Source organism: Mycobacterium sp. 1245111.1 (genome assembly GCF_001673405.1).
Lineage (GTDB): Bacteria > Actinomycetota > Actinomycetes > Mycobacteriales > Mycobacteriaceae > Mycobacterium.
Genome location: NZ_LZLV01000046.1, coordinates 1 through 16,278 on the forward strand (window position 1 = coordinate 1; position 16,278 = coordinate 16,278).

At 64.6% G+C, this 16,278-nt stretch carries 20 protein-coding genes and 1 tRNA gene; 5 read left to right on the top strand and 16 right to left on the bottom strand.

The window, feature by feature from the left end; translation table 11 throughout:
* Window positions 1-113 precede the first annotated feature (113 nt).
* Window positions 114-470: a DUF732 domain-containing protein gene (locus tag A5658_RS09290; protein WP_197503087.1), complete on the top strand. Its 357-nt coding sequence runs from the start codon at window positions 114-116 to the stop codon at window positions 468-470.
* Here the strand turns inward: A5658_RS09290 and A5658_RS09295 are convergent.
* The 6 genes from A5658_RS09295 to A5658_RS09325 form a co-directional block, all read right to left on the bottom strand.
* Window positions 442-1,317, bottom strand: coding sequence for an HTTM domain-containing protein (locus A5658_RS09295; RefSeq protein ID WP_231997259.1), 876 nt, complete (start codon window positions 1,315-1,317; stop codon window positions 442-444). The genes A5658_RS09290 and A5658_RS09295 overlap by 29 nt on opposite strands.
* A 98-nt stretch (window positions 1,318-1,415) precedes the next feature.
* Complete coding sequence (locus tag A5658_RS09300; RefSeq protein WP_067333246.1) at window positions 1,416-1,991, bottom strand: hypothetical protein; 576 nt, start codon at window positions 1,989-1,991, stop codon at window positions 1,416-1,418.
* Between the two features lie 801 nt (window positions 1,992-2,792).
* The gene (locus tag A5658_RS27965) at window positions 2,793-3,356 is read right to left on the bottom strand and encodes a hypothetical protein (RefSeq protein ID WP_067333250.1); all 564 of its coding nucleotides are present in this window, start codon (window positions 3,354-3,356) and stop codon (window positions 2,793-2,795) included.
* A 31-nt stretch (window positions 3,357-3,387) separates the two neighbouring features.
* Complete coding sequence (locus tag A5658_RS09315; protein WP_067333253.1) at window positions 3,388-3,678, bottom strand: hypothetical protein; 291 nt, start codon at window positions 3,676-3,678, stop codon at window positions 3,388-3,390.
* Window positions 3,679-3,936: 258 nt separating this feature from the next.
* Window positions 3,937-4,008, bottom strand: a tRNA-Thr gene (locus A5658_RS09320).
* A 26-nt stretch (window positions 4,009-4,034) separates the two neighbouring features.
* Complete coding sequence (locus A5658_RS09325) at window positions 4,035-4,778, bottom strand: hypothetical protein (RefSeq protein WP_067333256.1); 744 nt, start codon at window positions 4,776-4,778, stop codon at window positions 4,035-4,037.
* Window positions 4,779-4,906: 128 nt separating this feature from the next.
* Here A5658_RS09325 and A5658_RS09330 point away from each other — a divergent pair, with 128 nt between their 5' ends.
* The 3 genes from A5658_RS09330 to A5658_RS09340 are packed head-to-tail and all read left to right on the top strand — an operon-like array spanning window position 4,907 to window position 7,751.
* Window positions 4,907-5,623, top strand: coding sequence for a response regulator transcription factor (locus A5658_RS09330; protein WP_067333258.1), 717 nt, complete (start codon window positions 4,907-4,909; stop codon window positions 5,621-5,623).
* A 5-nt stretch (window positions 5,624-5,628) separates the two neighbouring features.
* The gene (locus tag A5658_RS09335) at window positions 5,629-7,065 is read left to right on the top strand and encodes a cell wall metabolism sensor histidine kinase WalK (protein WP_067333260.1); all 1,437 of its coding nucleotides are present in this window, start codon (window positions 5,629-5,631) and stop codon (window positions 7,063-7,065) included.
* On the top strand, window positions 7,062-7,751 hold the full coding sequence (locus tag A5658_RS09340) for a hypothetical protein (RefSeq protein ID WP_067333262.1): 690 nt from the start codon (window positions 7,062-7,064) through the stop codon (window positions 7,749-7,751). Before A5658_RS09335 ends, A5658_RS09340 begins: the two co-directional genes overlap by 4 nt.
* Here A5658_RS09340 and A5658_RS09345 read toward each other — a convergent pair whose 3' ends face one another.
* From A5658_RS09345 to A5658_RS09390, 10 genes are all read right to left on the bottom strand, one after another.
* The gene (locus tag A5658_RS09345; RefSeq protein WP_067333264.1) at window positions 7,752-8,162 is read right to left on the bottom strand and encodes an HIT family protein; all 411 of its coding nucleotides are present in this window, start codon (window positions 8,160-8,162) and stop codon (window positions 7,752-7,754) included.
* A gap of 29 nt (window positions 8,163-8,191) precedes the next feature.
* The gene (locus A5658_RS09350; protein ID WP_082993045.1) at window positions 8,192-9,070 is read right to left on the bottom strand and encodes an SDR family NAD(P)-dependent oxidoreductase; all 879 of its coding nucleotides are present in this window, start codon (window positions 9,068-9,070) and stop codon (window positions 8,192-8,194) included.
* Complete coding sequence (locus tag A5658_RS09355; RefSeq protein WP_067333266.1) at window positions 9,067-9,492, bottom strand: ketosteroid isomerase family protein; 426 nt, start codon at window positions 9,490-9,492, stop codon at window positions 9,067-9,069. Before A5658_RS09355 ends, A5658_RS09350 begins: the two co-directional genes overlap by 4 nt.
* Before the next feature lie 5 nt (window positions 9,493-9,497).
* Window positions 9,498-10,625: an NDMA-dependent alcohol dehydrogenase gene (locus A5658_RS09360; protein WP_067333269.1), complete on the bottom strand. Its 1,128-nt coding sequence runs from the start codon at window positions 10,623-10,625 to the stop codon at window positions 9,498-9,500.
* A 118-nt stretch (window positions 10,626-10,743) separates the two neighbouring features.
* The gene (locus A5658_RS09365; RefSeq protein WP_067333271.1) at window positions 10,744-11,295 is read right to left on the bottom strand and encodes a hypothetical protein; all 552 of its coding nucleotides are present in this window, start codon (window positions 11,293-11,295) and stop codon (window positions 10,744-10,746) included.
* A 14-nt stretch (window positions 11,296-11,309) separates the two neighbouring features.
* Entirely contained in the window at window positions 11,310-11,510 is a 201-nt protein-coding gene (locus A5658_RS09370) for a ferredoxin (RefSeq protein ID WP_067333273.1), read from the bottom strand.
* A gap of 8 nt (window positions 11,511-11,518) precedes the next feature.
* Window positions 11,519-12,874: a cytochrome P450 gene (locus tag A5658_RS09375; protein WP_067333275.1), complete on the bottom strand. Its 1,356-nt coding sequence runs from the start codon at window positions 12,872-12,874 to the stop codon at window positions 11,519-11,521.
* Between the two features lie 52 nt (window positions 12,875-12,926).
* Entirely contained in the window at window positions 12,927-13,754 is an 828-nt protein-coding gene (locus A5658_RS09380; protein WP_067333277.1) for an SDR family oxidoreductase, read from the bottom strand.
* Window positions 13,755-14,966, bottom strand: a complete 1,212-nt coding sequence (locus A5658_RS09385; RefSeq protein ID WP_067333279.1) for a cytochrome P450 — start codon at window positions 14,964-14,966, stop codon at window positions 13,755-13,757.
* The gene (locus A5658_RS09390; protein ID WP_067333281.1) at window positions 14,966-15,577 is read right to left on the bottom strand and encodes a TetR family transcriptional regulator; all 612 of its coding nucleotides are present in this window, start codon (window positions 15,575-15,577) and stop codon (window positions 14,966-14,968) included. The genes A5658_RS09385 and A5658_RS09390 overlap by 1 nt, the downstream gene beginning before the upstream one ends.
* A gap of 178 nt (window positions 15,578-15,755) precedes the next feature.
* Between A5658_RS09390 and A5658_RS09395 the strand changes: the two genes are divergently transcribed.
* The coding region (locus tag A5658_RS09395) for an aldehyde dehydrogenase family protein (RefSeq protein WP_156751333.1) at window positions 15,756-16,278 on the top strand (523 nt) is incomplete at its 3' end.

The following is a 16,278-nucleotide window of genomic DNA, read 5'->3' on the forward strand; positions in this document are numbered from 1 at the left end:
CCTGGTCGAACTTCCTGCGCGTCTCTGACATGACTACTCCTCATAGTGCATGCCTCCACGCTTTCGGGGGATTTCCAACGGGAATTCACACCGCATGCAGTTTGGCGGCGGAGGTGTCAGACTCAGCCGTGATCTGTCGTCGGCTTGTGCTCGCCGTTGCGGCGATATCTCTCGCGGCACCTAGCGCGCACGCCGACGGATTAGACGATCAATTTGTCGGGTTGCTCACCAAAGACGGAGTGGACGTAGCCAACCCGGCGCCGCTGATCGGCATTGCGCATCAACGCTGCAACGACAACGTTCTCGGCCATGATCAAGGTTTGATGCCGCGATTCGGCTTGCAGCCAAGCCCGTACTCCACCGCAATCAGGGGACTCGAAAGTCGTTTGATGGCCGACGGTCTCACGCCACCTCAGGTAGACCACTTCATGCAGGACGCCGTCACGGTGTACTGCCCGGGGTCGTCGTAGTCGTAGCACTGACAGGACTCGCGACTGTGTTTCTCGGCTGTCGCATCCCTCTCAACCTGCCGTGCAACTGCGTTACCCTCTCCGGCGAGATCCAGGCCAAGTACATGACAAACATCGCGTAACTGAATATGCCGATCTGGATGTGCACGGCGATCATTACGTGCATCAATACGCCTGCGCATAAGACATAGGGGCGAGCGGGGGCGAACCACACCAGGATGCCGACCGCCAACTCGATCGCAATCGCCCCCCAGGTCGCTACATTCATCGCCAGCGGATTCGTCATGAGCCACTCCGGCAGCGGCAGCCGCCGCATATCCGCGACTCGCAGCGCGTAGGAGACAGCAGTGCCGTCCAACCAGGTGTCGCCCGCCAACTTCGACCGCGCGGCCGCGAGGTAAATGAGCGACATCTGAACCTGCATCAGCCTTATTGGCCAATGGGCACGCGTCTGTGCCGACCAAAATGATCCGGTCTTGCGTCTCTGGTCGAGCGATAACGCAGTCCCGCACGGTGATGCGGCGAGGAACAGAGCCTCGATCCGGACAAGAACGTCACCTCCGTTGAAGACCGCCGGAGCCCGCCGTTCAAAAGACAGAATCAAAACGAAGACGACTACCGCGGCGAGCCTGCTATGCCAACCGACAAGCAGAGCGATAGCCGCCACCAGGAGCGCCAGAACTCCAATCAGGATGGCGCCGTTGCTGTTCCAGAGTTCGAAAATCCCCCATGTGTCAGCGATCGACGGCTGCTTGGGTATCGGCCCTTCGGCCTTGAGTAACCCGTTGTACATCGGTAACAGCCACAGTCCCCAGAGGATGGCAAGCGCACCGAATGCCATGCGCATCAGGCCCAGTGTGTACATCTCTTGCGGCTGAAACCAAAACGAGTGCCACGCCGTGCTGAACGCGAGAAGTGGCCCCCGAATTGAGTGCGCCATCGAGGTCATCGGTTCCCTGCCAGGTCTTCGCTGTAGAGCCTCTCGAGGACCACTTGCCCGGGTCCGCTCGCCCCCGGCGGCGGGATGTCCTGTCTACGTAGGAGCATGTCGGCGTGCAGCGGGCGGTCACCGGGGCGGCTCATTTCGCGGACGACCCAATGGACGAACTCTGGTCGGGTTTGCTGTTCGGTCAGCAGCGTCTCTTTAAGTTTGCGCCAGCGGTGTGAGAACGCCACTCCGAATACGGGCTGAAGCCGGGGAAGTGTCCACACCCTCTCGGAACCGTCGGCCATCGAGATGCGCACTTCGATATTCTCTTGTCGGCGTGGGGGATTGGGCGCATACATCGACCAGCTCTGGTCAAGCCCGACTGCGAGGGCGATCGGTCGGAGAAGGGGCGAGACGGCCCGGGTGATCGCGGCATCAGGCAAGTTCCAGACCACACCGATCGCAAGGGTGATCACAATGACAGTGCTGGTCGCGATCTCGCGGATGCGTGGCCAGGCCGAATCGCCGACCTTTTGTCGAACTGCCCGCCATGCAGCGGTCGGCGTTGCTCGCGGCGCGCGCACGTTTGGCATTTCACCTACCTGTGTAGGCGGATCGCATCACAGTCGACGCCCGGGCCAGCGCCCGGGAGCAAACTCATAATAAGGGGATAGCGGCTCCTTTCTGGGTAAATGGGTTTCGATTCAGGGGCGGGTATTAGCGCCCGAGTAATTCCGCGTCAGAGGCGCTCACATCGGCGACGCGACAGGCGAATCTCAGAAGCCTTGCATAGCGAATGCATCATCAATTCAAAATACGGTGGCTTCACCGGTGCTGTGGCCAGGTGTCCTGCAAATGACAAGACGTTCAACAAGATGACCGAAACGCCGCGATTTCAACGAACGAGGTGTTTCATTGCGGATGGGCGGGGATGTTTGCCACGTCGTGAGGAACGCGACCATGAATCCAAGACGAAATACTCCACCGGGACCAGATAATGCGTCTCGCTTGCCGACCTATCTGTTCGCGACCGCAGTACTCGCGGTGGCGCTGGCCGGAGGTGGGCTGGCCTACACCTTGACCAACTCCAGCCAAGTCACTGGGCCGCCGCCGGCCGCACCAGTTGTTCCCGCACCGGCCGCACCAGTTGCTCCCGCGCCGGCCGCGGTCGTACCCGCACCGGCCGCACCGATTGCTCCCGCACCGGCCGAACTGGTTCCGGCGCCCGCCGCCCCGTTCGTTCCTGCGCCTGCCGCGCCGTTCGTTCCTGCGCCTGCCGCGCCGGCGGCCCCCGCACCGGCCGCGCCCGTCGACCCGCCGGCATTTGTGCCGGCGCCGCCACCCATTTTCGTACCGATTCCCGTCCCGATCCCTATCGCGCCACCTCCGCCGGGTCATACCAATGGACCGGGCAAGACCACGACCGGTACGACTACCGGGACGACGACGGGGTCCACCACCGGCACGACTACCGGTACGACTACCGGGTCGAGCACCGGTACGACGACGGGCTCTACCACCGGGTCGACGACCGGTACGACTACCGGGACGACGACGGGGTCCACCACCGGCACGACTACCGGTACGACTACCGGGTCGAGCACCGGTACGACGACGGGCTCTACCACCGGGTCGACGACCGGTACGACTACCGGGACGACGACGGGGTCCACCACCGGCACGACTACCGGTACGACTACCGGGTCGAGCACCGGTACGACGACGGGCTCTACCACCGGGTCGACGACCGGTACGACTACCGGGACGACGACGGGGTCCACCACCGGCACGACTACCGGTACGACTACCGGGTCGAGCACCGGTACGACGACGGGCTCTACCACCGGGTCGACGACCGGTACGACTACCGGGTCGAGCACCGGGACAACGACGGGCTCGACCACCGCCTCTTCAAATGGATCGACGACCGGCACCACTGCCGGCAGCGGTTCGAGCAATAGCGGCGCTGCTACGCAGCAGTGCAAGGAACTAGGGACTTGTTGAGCGATCGCGCTCAAGCTCGGCGCTGAATACGCTGCCGGCGGTGTTCAGTGCCCGGGACTCGTTGGACTCGTCGGACTGACGGGAATCGCCGGGCTGGCGGGGCTTGCCGGCGTCGCAGGACTTGTCGGAGTGGTCGGGCTCGTGGGACTCGTGGGACTTGTCGGAGTGGTCGGGCTTGTCGGCTTCGTCGGACTCGTGGGAGTTGTCGAACTCGTGGGAGGCGCCGGCGGTGGAGCGCCTGGGGGCGTGACTCCAAGCCCCGGCCCCACGCCACACCAGTCCTGCACATCCTGCGTGTACTGCTCGAGCGGCAGGGGGCAACGGTATCCCGGCGGGAAGTTGGCGCCCGCGTTGAGCAGATCGCAAGGGACGAGGACCTGCTTCTTGGGGGAGTTGGTCAAGCACTTCACCGGTTGACCCGGCGGCACCGACGGGTCAGCGTGAACCGCGACCGGAATGATGGCCGCCACCAGCGCAGTTGCGAGCGCCCATGCAAGACGGCGATAGGTCATGAGAACTCCTCTGACGATGCAGAGCCCCCTGTCAGGATTGAACTGACGACCTACGCTTTACAAGAGCGTTGCTCTACCACTGAGCTAAGGAGGCCTGATTTACCCGGCCAGCCTATCGGGTCACTCCTCGTGGGCCGAGTTCTCGTGGTCGATCACCCGCTGGGAACGCACCGTCCGACTCGGTGTACGTCGGCTCGGGCGGCGGCCGGGTAGCGGGATCCGCTCGGCGATATTGCTCAACGGGTTGACCACCAGGGTCAGCGACATCACCGCGTCTTGCAGAGTCGCGATGGCCGGCTCCAGCGCCTCCATCCCGGGCGCGAGCCGGGCCAGCGTGTCGGCGACGTCGGCGAGCTGCTCCAGCGGGCCGTTGCGCGCGGTCAGCTTGTCGATGAGCCCGCCTTCGGCCAGCAGCCGATCTGCCAGTCCGTCCTCGGCCAGCACCCGCTCGATCAGCCCGTCGTCGGCGGTCAGCTGGTCTACCAGTCCGCCCGGCTTCAGTGCCCGCTCGAGTCCGCCGCCCTCGGCGGTCAGCCGGTCGAGCAGGCCGCCCTCCGCGGTCAGCATGTCGACGACCCCGCCCGGCCGTAGCAGCCGATCGATCGGGCCGTCGGTGGCAATGGCGCGCCCCAGCGGGGTGTCGTCGTCCAGCAACCGGGCCAGTCGATTCGCCCTGGCCATCGCGTCGTCGATGCCGAGCATGTGCGCCACCGCGTTGGGGCCGCTCGCCGTGGCCGTATCGCCCAGGCTGCGGTGCGCCATCCCGAGCGCGGTCGTCGCGATGCCCACCCCGGCGTCGGCGGCGGCAAGTCCGACCCGCATCGGTGCGGTGGCGAGGCTCACCAGACTTTTGCCGAGATCCATCCCCCGAGTCTATTCAGTCCTGGGCAAATCCCGTGGTAGTTGGCCATGATCGGCCTCGCAACGAACTCTCAGCTCGGACACAGCCCGCACGCAGTCATTCTTCAGCTAAGTAAGGGGGAATTGACGTCATGTCAGCAGCAGTGCATGAAACAGCACCCGAGGCGCGTGTCCTGGTCGTCGACGACGAAGACAACATCGTCGAACTCCTGTCGGTAAGCCTCAAATTCCAGGGCTTCGAAGTTCACACCGCGACCAACGGCGCATCAGCGTTGGATCTGGCCCGCGACATCAAACCGGACGCGGTGATCCTCGACGTGATGATGCCCGGCATGGACGGCTTCGGGGTGCTGCGCCGGCTGCGTGCCGACGGCATCGACGCGCCAGCACTGTTCCTCACCGCCCGTGACTCGTTGCAGGACAAGATCGCCGGTCTCACACTCGGGGGCGACGACTACGTCACCAAACCGTTCAGCCTGGAAGAAGTTGTCGCGAGACTGCGGGTTATCTTGCGGCGCACCGGGAAAGGCGCCACCGACGGTCACAACGCTCGACTGTCGTTCGCCGACATCGAAATCGACGAAGACACCCACGAGGTGTGGAAGGCGGGGCAGCCTGTCTCGTTGTCGCCCACCGAGTTCACCTTGCTCCGTTACTTCGTGATCAACGCGGGCACTGTGCTGAGCAAGCCGAAAATCCTGGATCACGTGTGGCGTTACGACTTCGGTGGCGACGTCAACGTCGTAGAGTCCTACGTGTCGTATCTGCGCCGCAAGATCGACACCGGCGAGAAGCGACTGCTGCACACCCTGCGCGGGGTGGGCTATGTACTCCGGGAGCCTCGTTAACTTCTATGCCGCGACACTTTCGCCTCGAGTTGCCGCTACGCGTCGCGTTGGTCGCCGCCACCCTGCTGCTGGTGGCGTGTGGTCTGACCGCGTCCGGCATCGCGGTGACCTCGATCCTGCGCCAACACCTGATCGCACGCGCCGACCAGACGCTGGAGGAGGCATCGCGCGGTTGGGCGCAGGCTCCCAAGGGCGCGCTGAAGATCCCGCACGGGGCCAACCTCGACCGTCCGCCATCGAACTTCTACGTCCGCAGCCTGGCCGCCGATGGACGCGGCAAGACGGTCATCAACGATCGGCACGCCGAACCCCGGTTGCCGGCCAATGACGACGTCGGCCCCGACCCGATAACCGTTGGCTCCGTGGATAACTCGGGTGTGCAATGGCGCGTGGTCTCCATGCGTGGACCCAATCGACTGGTTACCGTCGCCTATGATCTGTCCGAGATCCAGCACACCGTGCGTTCGCTGGCGTGGCTGCAACTCGGCATCGGGGTGGCCGTGCTACTGGTTCTGGGTCTGGCCGGGTCGTGGGTGGTACATCGAAGCCTGGAACCTCTGATCGAGGTCGAACAGACCGCTGCGGCGATCGCGGCGGGCCAACTGGATCGTCGTGTGCCCGAACGCGATTCACGAACGGAGGTTGGGCGACTGTCCGCGGCGCTCAACGGAATGCTCGCGCAGATCCAGCAGGCAGTGGCATCGTCCGAACACTCCGCCGAGCAGGCGGTGATCTCCGAAGACCGCATGCGCCGCTTCATCACCGACGCCAGCCACGAATTGCGCACCCCGCTGACCACCATGCGCGGCTTCGCCGAGCTGTACCGGCAGGGCGCGGCGCGCGACATGGAGATGGTGATGTCGCGCATCGAGAGCGAGTCACGCCGGATGGGATTGCTCATCGACGATCTGCTGCTGCTGGCGCGCCTCGATGCGCAACGCCCGATCGAGCGCAAGCGGGTCGACCTGCTGGCGCTGGCTACCGACGCGGTGCACGACGCGCGCGCGGTTTCGCCTGATCGCACGATCTCCATCGAGGTGATCGACGGCCCGGGCACCCCCGAAGCACTGGGCGACGAGGCCCGGCTCCGTCAGGTGCTGGGCAACCTGATGACCAACGCGCTGCAGCACACGCCGGAGACCGCGGGCATCATCGTGCGAGTCGGCACCACCGTCGAGGACGCGATACTCGAAGTCGTCGACGAAGGACCCGGGATGAGTCAGGAGGACGCGTTGCGGATCTTCGAGCGGTTCTACCGCACCGACTCCTCTCGCACTCGTAGCAGTGGCGGTAGCGGTCTGGGACTGTCGATCGTCGACTCGCTGGTGCAGGCGCACGGTGGAACGGTGAACGTGACCACGGCACCGGGCCAGGGCTGCCGCTTCTTCGTCAGCCTGCCGCGCATCACCGACGTACCCGCCCAGGCGGCGTTAGTCCCTTGACGACTCCCCACGACGATTCGATCGGCAATGAAGACTCGGTGCCGGCGATCGTCGCGCTGTTCCAGGCGGAGCGCACGGAGGTGCAAAGCATTCTGGGACACGCCCTTTCGCTGGTCAGCATCCTGGTCGCCTATTCGACCGTCGTGGGGGCCGTGTGGGCGACAAGACCCGAGACCGTCCCGCACGCGTTGGTTCCGGTGGTCCCGATACCGGTATGGGTGGCATTCGCGTGGCATTCGCAGTTGAACAGCCGAGTGTATGCGCACAACCAGGCGATCGTCATACTCGAGCAGAAGTTGCTGGACCACATCCCCAGCATCACGTTTCCCACCCGGCTGTGGCTCGGCCATACCAGCGGCCGGCTGGTCAACGAGATCCCGATCTTGTTGAAAGAGAAGCGATATGCCATCGCCGCCGCGTCCATCATCACCTACGGCGGACTCCTGGTGATTGCGCTGACGCTGACAATCGCGAGCGTGGTGGTGCCCATTCTCGTCAACCACGACTGGCAACTGCTCGCCTGCGGAATGGCGGTCGTCTACGCGTCGGTTATCGCCCTGTTGGCGGCGTCGTATAGATCGTCAATGGCGATCGACATCGACACGATGGACGCGTGGGCCAAGTCCGCGCATCAGTCGTTTCCCGGGCTGATCAGGACCCGGCACGAATACCGGGAGCGGGGCTGATCAGCCTTCGCCGAGTTCGGCAAGCGCGGCTTTGATTTTCGCCTGCGCCTCGTCGAGGGATTCCGGTGAGGGGTTGCGGTCGACGTTGGCGAAGCCGAAGTCGCTGAGGCTCTTCGCCGGGAACACGTGCACGTGCAGGTGTGGAACCTCGAGACCGGCGATGATCAACCCGGCGCGGTCGGCGTCGAACGCTTTGGTGACGGCCTTGCCGATCAGTTGCGCGACGGACATGACCTTGCCGAACGCCGCGGCATCGACGCCTTGCCATTGATCGATCTCTGCTCGTGGCACCACCAGCGTGTGGCCCTGGGTCATCGGCTCGATGGTCAGGAAGGCGACGACCTCGTCGTCCTCGTACACGAACCGGCCGGGCAGTTCGCCGTTGATGATCTTGGTGAAAATGGTCGCCATCGCTTCAGCATAGGTTGCGCGGCCAGAGCTCAGCCGGCGCAGGCGTCGAACATCGCCGACAGCTCGGCGACGGTCCAGGGCGGCGCGTCGTGATGGTCCCGGTAGCCGACCAGCTCCGGCGCCGCCTTCGGGAATCTTCCGACGAAACCGCCTGAAGCAGCAAGTATTTCGCCGGTCAGGTGGCTGGCCAGGTCGCTGGCGAGAAAGACGTAAGCCGGCGCGGCGTAGTCGGGCGGCGCGACATCCAGCGAACCCTGCATGGAGACGTCGTCCAGCATGCCCCGCCGATTCAGGTCCTGGATGTGTGCGACGTAGTCCGGGCCGGTCGACAATCGTGTCCTCGCGCCCGGGCAGACCACGTTGGCCCGTACGCGGTGCTCCTTCAGTTCGGCCGCGATCGCCAGCGTCAGGCTGTTCACCGCGCCCTTGCCGGCCGGATAACCGGTGCCACCGTAGTCGCCGAGGAACGCGAACGAACTGCTGTTGACGATGCTGCCGCCGCCTTGGGCGATCATCTTCGGTGCCGCGGCGCGACAGGTGGCGAACACCGTGCCGAGATGTGCGTCCATCAATTCGGCGAACTGCGCCGCGCTGATGTCGAGGATGGATGAGCCCGGCGGTTCGGCGATGCCCGCGCAGTTGATCAGAATGTGGATGCCGCCGAACTCGTCAATGCAGTTGTCCACCAACGACTCTGCGGCCAACTGCTCGGACGGCGAACCCGGATGTGCGACGGCCCGTCCGCCGGTTGCGGTGATCGCCTCGGCGGTGGAACGGGCCGCGTCAGCGTCCCGGCCGTTGATCACCACGCCGGCGCCGTGCTGCGCAAGCAGTGCGGCAACCGCCGCGCCGATCCCGCGTGACCCGCCGACCACGACCGCGCCGCGGTCGGCGAGCAACGAGGTCACTCCTGTTGACCGAATTTCATCATGTCGAGGTTCCAGTAGCCGCGCATGTTCGCGATCAGCCCGGCGTCGTTGACGCGGTAGGTGAACACGCCCCGCACGCTGCTGGTGATTCCGTTGTCAAACTTGCTGTCCAGCACCAAGATATGCGCGACCTCGTTCGGATCGCTCGACGGAAACGTCTCCTCGCAGGTGATCGTCAAATTGTTGGCGGCGATGTTGGTGTCGTAGAACTCCGCGACGCCGTCCTTGCCCCGCACGCCGGTGCCCTCGGGGTTGGTGATGGACTTGCCGATCGGGTCTTCCACCACAACGTCGTCGGCCATCAGGGCCAGCCAGCCCTCCCGGTCATGGGCCTGGACGCAGCGCCACGACGACTGCGACGCGGCCAATGCGGGTGACTTTTCGGCGGTCTCGGCAGACATGACGGTTACCGGTCGGCGTCGGTGAAACGGATGACGCCACGAATGTTCTTGCCGTCCAGCATGTCCTGGTAGCCGTCGTTGATCTGCTCCAGCTTGTACTGGCGGGTGATCATGTCGTCGAGGTTGAGCTTGCCGGCCTTGTACATCGACAGCAGCTGCGGAATGTCGTACTGCGGGTTGCCGCCACCAAAGATCGTTCCCTGCAGGTTCTTCTGCATCAGGGTCAGCATCGCCAGGTTCAGCGTGACGTTGTTGTCCACCAGGCTGCCGATGGCGGTCAGCACGCAGGTGCCGCCCTTCTGGGTCAGGATCAGGTAGTTGTCGACGTCGGCGCCCTGCAACTCCCCGACGGTCACGATCACCTTGTGCGCCATCAGGCCGTAGGTCACGTCCATCATTCCGCCCATCGCGGCGAAGATGTCGGGGTAGACGTGTGTCGCGCCGAACTTGAGGGCCTGGTCACGCTTCCACTCGACCGGGTCGATCGCGAAGATGTAGCGCGCGCCGGCGTTGACGGCGCCCTGCAACGCGGCCATGCCGACGCCGCCGACGCCGACGATCGCCACGTCTTGGCCGGGCCGAATGTCGGCGGTGCGGACGGCTGAACCGTAGCCGGTGGTAACGCCGCAGCCGACCAGGGCGGCGACCTCGAACGGAACCGTCGGGTCGATCTTCACCACCGAGCTTTTGTGGACGACCATGTACGGCGAGAACGTCCCGAGCAGCGTCATCGGGAAGACGTCCTTGCCTTTGGCCTGAATGCGGAACGTGCCGTCGGATACCGCGGCGCCGTTGAGCAGCCCGGCACCCAGGTCGCACAGGTTGCGCATGCCGGCCTGGCAGGTCGGACAGTGACCGCAGGACGGGATGAAGGACAACACGACGTGGTCGCCGACGCCGATGTCTTCGACGCCGGGGCCGACTTCGGTGACAATGCCGGCGCCCTCGTGACCACCGAGAACTGGGAAGCCGCCCATCGGGATGCCGCCGGTGACCAGGTGGTGGTCGGAGTGGCACATTCCGGCCGCTTCCATCTGGATTTTGACTTCGTCCTTCTGGGGGTCGCCGATCTCGATTTCCTCGATCGACCAGGGCTGATTGAACTCCCAGATGAGCGCGCCTTTGGTCTTCACCGTGAACCTGCTTTCGTCATTGAACGTCGGTTGGGGACGGCCCGAGCTTCAGGCAAGCAACCGCTTGGTCGAGTGTAGGTCAGCGGGTGACGCGAGTCACCAGGGGAGCCGGATGTGATCACCAGATCGGGACTGGCGCCTGGCCCAGCGGGTAGTAGCCGGGCAGCTTCTCCCCGGCCACGCTGCGCGCGATGCGCTTCTGCATCCCGTCGCTGAGGTCGCCGGATTCGATCAGGTTCGCAAACATCTTCGCGACGTGACCGAAGTCGAAGAAGTCCCGCTGCCACTCGATGAGCGCGTCGTCGTTGAGACGGAACCAGCTGCCGCCGATGCCGTAGATCTCGTCCTGGCTGCCGTCGGACTTGTTGACGATCTGCTTCCAGAAACCGACGATCTCGCCCTGCTTCTCGTCGATCAGGACCTTCTGGTACTCGTACACCCAGTTTTCCAGGCCCTCCATCTCAAGGCCCAGCGCGACGTCGCGGATCTCGTCGACCCCGACGCACATCACGTCTTCCTTGGGGCCGATATTCCAGCCGTAGGTGGCCTCGGGTGCGTAGAAGTCACCCAAAGGCCGCCAGTCGCCGGCCTTTTCGCAGTCCTTGTTGGCTTGCAACCAGCGGTCGACCCATGCCTCGAGTTTTTCGCGGGAGTGTGACGCCTTAGACATTGTGGCTAGTCTCCTTAATCTTCTTTGATCAAAAGGGCTTGGGTTGGGCACATTTCGACCGCGCGCTGGACTTCGTCGCGGGCCTCGTCACCGGGCTCGGGATTCAGGACTTCGACCTTGCCGCGTTTGGGCACCCGGAAGTAGTCGGGTGCCTCCAGCTCGCACATCGCATGGCCCTGGCATAGATCCAGGTCGGCTTCGATGCGAAAACCCATGAGCTGCCTTATACCTGGCGCTTGCGGTAACGAACTTTGGCCGGGCTGGCCAGCTGCACGACCATCTTCGAGTGGTCGTTGTGATAGCTGTCGGCGGGCTGGGCCATCTCGAAGTCGTATTCGCGCAACAGGACCGAGAAGATCGCCTTGATCTGCATCTGCGCGAAAGCGGCGCCCACGCACCGGTGTCGGCCCGCTCCGAATGGAATCCAGGTCCACCGGTTGACGATGTCGGCCTGCTCGGGCTTGTTGTAACGATCCGGATTGAACGCGTCGGGGTCGGGGAAGTCCTCGGGGATCCGATTGGAGATAGCCGGAGAGGCGGCCACATAGTCGCCGTCATGGATCGGGAAACCGGCGACCTCGAATTCGCCCCGTGCCACCCGCATCAGGATGATCAGCGGCGGGTGCAGCCGGAGTGTCTCCTTGACCACGTTGTCGAGCTTCGGAATCGACCGCAGCGCATGGAAACTGACTTCTTGACCGTCTGCGTAGAGCTCTTCGAGCTCGGACACCACCTCGGCGTAGACATCGGTGTGCCGGATCAGTTCGATCAACGTCCACGCCGACGTGCCGGAGCTGGTGTGGTGCCCGGCGAACATCAGCGAGATGAACATGCCGGTGACCTCGTCGGCGGAGAAGCGCGGCTCGCCCTGCTCGTCCTTGATCGACACCAGCACGTCGAGCATGTCGCGGTCGGATTTGTCGGAGGGCGGGTTGGCGATTCGCTGGTTCATGATTTCCTGAACCAGCGCAACCAGTTTCACCCGCGCCTCGTCGCGCCGCTGGAAGCTCTCGATCGGCAGGTACGGGTCGACGTAGCAGAGCGGATCGGTGCCGCGTTCGAGTTCGTGGTAGTACTCGGCGAACCGGTGATCGAGTTGTTCGCGGAACTTCACGCCGATCAGACACGCCGTCGACGTGTAGATGGTCAGCTCGGAGAAGAAGTCGAGCAGTTCGATCTCACCTTCGTCGCCCCAGTCGGCGATCATCCCGCGGACCTGAGCCTCGATGGTGGCGGCGTGGCCTTTCATCTGTTCGCCGCGCAGTGCCGAGTTGTGCAGCATCTCCTTGCGCCGCTCGGGGCTGGCGTCGAACACCACGCCCTTACCGAAGATCGGCGCCATGAACGGATACGCCGCGGCCTGGTCGAGATCCTCGTCGGCGGAGCGGAAGAAGAACTCGTTGGCCTCTGCGCCCGACAGCAGGATGACGTGCTTGTCGACCAGCTGGAACCAGCCGACGTCCCCGCATTCGTCCCGGACGCGCTGCATCAAACCGATTGGATCGGTACGGAATTCCTCCAGGTGTCCGTGTTCTTCCTCGCCGCCGGACACCCGCGGCACCATAGTCGTCGTAGTCATGTGCTCACTCCTCCTCGGCGCTCGTACCTCGCGCCGCATCGTCGTATCGCGGTCACTGTCCGGGCATCCCTTCGTCGCCGAGTGCGAGTTTCTGGCGGTCCTTGGTATCGGCCAGGGGGGCTTCGGGTTGGAGCTCCATGTTGGCGATGAAGCCGCCGCGTGGCGTCTCGGCGACGAACGTGATGGCTCGCGCGAGATCCGCGGCACGCAGGAAGTAGTCGTGGCGGGCCTGGCCCCACTTTGCCCAGTCTTCAAGGGCGGGACCGATTTTCTCGGCCGGCAGGCTCCAGCCCATTCCGGTCTTGGTCGGGCCCGGATGCACGATCGAGGCGCGGACGCCGGTGCCTTCGAGTTCCATCTGCAGGTTGGTGACCATCGCGACGAGGGCGGCCTTGGCCGCGCCGTATGCACCCATGTGCGGCCGCTGGCGCAGCGCCACGTCCGATCCCACGAAGATCAGATCGCCGCGCTGGCGCCGCATCATGCCTGGCAGCACCGCCGAGGCAAGCCGGTTGGCGCCGACCAGGTGGATCTGCAGCTGCGAGTCGAATTCGTCGGTCGTGATCTCGGCCAGCTTGCCGAAGTAGGTGTCGCCGGCGCCGGCCACCAGCACCTCGATCTCGCCGAGTGCGTTCACCGATTGCGCGACAAAAGATTTCACCGAGTTCGGATCGGTGACGTCGAGGTGGAAGCCGACCGCTTCGCCACCTTCGGCGTTGATCTTGCCGACGATGTCGTCGAGTTTCTCCACCCGGCGGGCGCCCAGCGCGACGGGGAAGCCGTGGGCCGCGAGTTCGATGGCGGTGGCTTCGCCGATACCGGACGACGCACCCGCGACGATGGCCGGGCGGCGTTCGGGCAGGGGGTCAAAGCGGGGCATTCAGCGGACCTCCACGGTCATCGGTAGGTGGGCGAAGCCCCGGACATTGCTGGAATGAACGCGAACCGAGTTTTCCTCGTCGACTTCGTATTTGCGGATTCTGGTGAATAATTCGGTGAGGGCGACCCGGGCCTCCATCCGCGCCAGATGCGCACCCAGGCAGAAGTGTGCACCGCTGCCGAAACTCAAGAGTTTGGAGCCGATGTCGCGGCCGATGACGAAGTCGTCAGGATTGTCGAATGCGCGCTCGTCGCGGTGCCCCGAGCCGGGCAGCAGCAGCAGCACATCGCCGTCGGGAATGGTGGTGTCGTACAGCGTGAGTTCACCGGACACCGAGCGGGCCAGGATCTGGCTGGACGTGTCGTAGCGCAGCGTCTCCTCGACCCAGAGCGGCACCCGGGACAGATCGTCGTAGACCGACACCAGCTGGTCTGGATTGCGGTGGCCCCAAAACGCGGCGTTGGCAAGCAGTTTGGTGGTGGTCTCGTTTCCGGCGATCACCATCAGAAACATGAAGCCGAGGACTTCGTCGTCGGTGAGCCGGTCGCCGTCGATCTCGGCCTCCAGCAGCGCCGACGTGAGGTCGTCGGTGAGGTTCTTTCGCCGCTCGGCCACCATCTCCTGGTAGTAGACGATCAAGTTGAGCGAGGCCTCGATCGCCTCCGGCGGTACATCGGTGACGCCCTCTTCGCGATGCATCACCCCGTCGGCCCAGGCCCGGACCTGGGCTCGATCGGGCTCGGGCACACCCATCAATTCGGAGATGACGTCCATGGGCAACTTGCCGGCGAACTCGTCGACGTAGTCAACGGCGACCCCGGATGCCGCTTTTTCGACAAGGGTATCGAGATGCTGGGTTGCGATCTGGGTGACGCGTGGTTCCAGCTCGCGAATGCGCCTGGGGGTGAACCCTTTTGAGACCAGGGTCCGCAGCCGTAGGTGAGCAGGGTCGTCCATCGCCAGAAACGACATGGTCTTGGCGGCATGAGGTCCGCGCGACGCCGGGTCCAGCGAGACGCCGTACTTGTTCGACAGCGTCGTGCTGTTGCGGAAACCTTGGTGCACGTCCTGGTGTCGCGACAAGGCCCAGAAGCCGAGTTCCTCGTTGTGATACAGCGGGGCCTCGTCGCGCAATCGCTTGTAGTACGGGTACGGGTCTTCGTGGAAGTCGTAGTCGTAAGGATCGAGCAGCGGCTTATCGATGGTGGTCATCAGGCTTCCGTCGTGACGATGAGACCGACCGCATAGGCGAGGTGGTCGGCGATCTGGTGGTAGGTATAGGCGCCGCTGGCGGCGTTGACGAGCGCGCCGAAGAAGGTCATCTCGAGGACCGACACGATGCGGGGTTCGGCGTCGGGGCCGATCGCCGAGGTGATGCGCCGGTGGATCTCGGCCCCGATCCGGTCGCGCACGGACCGGACCGCGGGATCGCCGCCACCGCCGAGCAACGCGGTCGTGCACGCCGCGGCGACTTCGGGTTCGTCGGCGACTACCAGTGCGAGGTGGCGCAGCGCCTTGTCGACTCGCGTCGGCATCGGCTCGTTGACGTCGGTGAAGTACGGGACCTGCCGCACCAGGTCGAGATACACCTCGGCGATCAGATGGTTCTTCGACGAGAAGTAGGTGTAGGCCGTCGCCGGGGCGACCTTGGCGCGGGCCGCGACCGCACGCACGGTGAGGTCGGCGTAGGACGTCTCGCGTAGGACCTCGACGCCCGCGGTCAAGACCTTGCGGAAGGTCTCTTCCTGTCGACGGTTGCGCGGCACGTCACCGGCCGGAGCTCCGGCGTCAGGAGTGAGCGTGACCGCTGGATCGCTGGACACTTGTCCAAGCTATCCGAAAGGGTCGGACTCGGGCAAGTATGTTCGGTGAATTCGCAGTTAAGCGCGGTGAGACCGCCATCGTCGGTCGGTCGCTCTTGCCTTTCCCGCAGCGCTGTGACTATGTTCGACTGGACAATTCCGGACAACTGTCCATTGACTATCACCGGTGGAGGCGACGATGGCATTGCTGGCCGACGGGGTGAGCTCGCTGCTCATCGACGGCAAGCTGACGAGTGGCAGCCAGGGCACCTTTGGCACGGTCAACCCGGCCACCGAAGAGGTGCTGGGGGTCGCGGCCGACGCCGACGCCGACGACATGGGCCGCGCGATCGAGGCGGCGCGCCGGGCCTTCGACGACACCGACTGGTCGCGCAACACCGAACTACGGGTGCGCTGCATTCGCCAGCTCCGCGACGCGATGCAGGAGCACGTCGAAGAACTGCGCGAGATCACCATCGCCGAGGTGGGTGCACCGCGGATGCTCACCGCCGCGGCGCAATTGGAAGGGCCGGTCGGCGATTTGAGTTTCGCCGCCGACACCGCCGAGTCGTATCGATGGAACGTCGATCTCGGCGAGGCCGCACCGATGGGGATCCCCACCCGCCGCACGATCGCACGTGAGGCCGTCGGCGTCGTCGGCGCGATCACCCCGTGGAACTTCCCGCACCAGATCAACCTCGCCAAGCTCGGCCCCGCGCTGG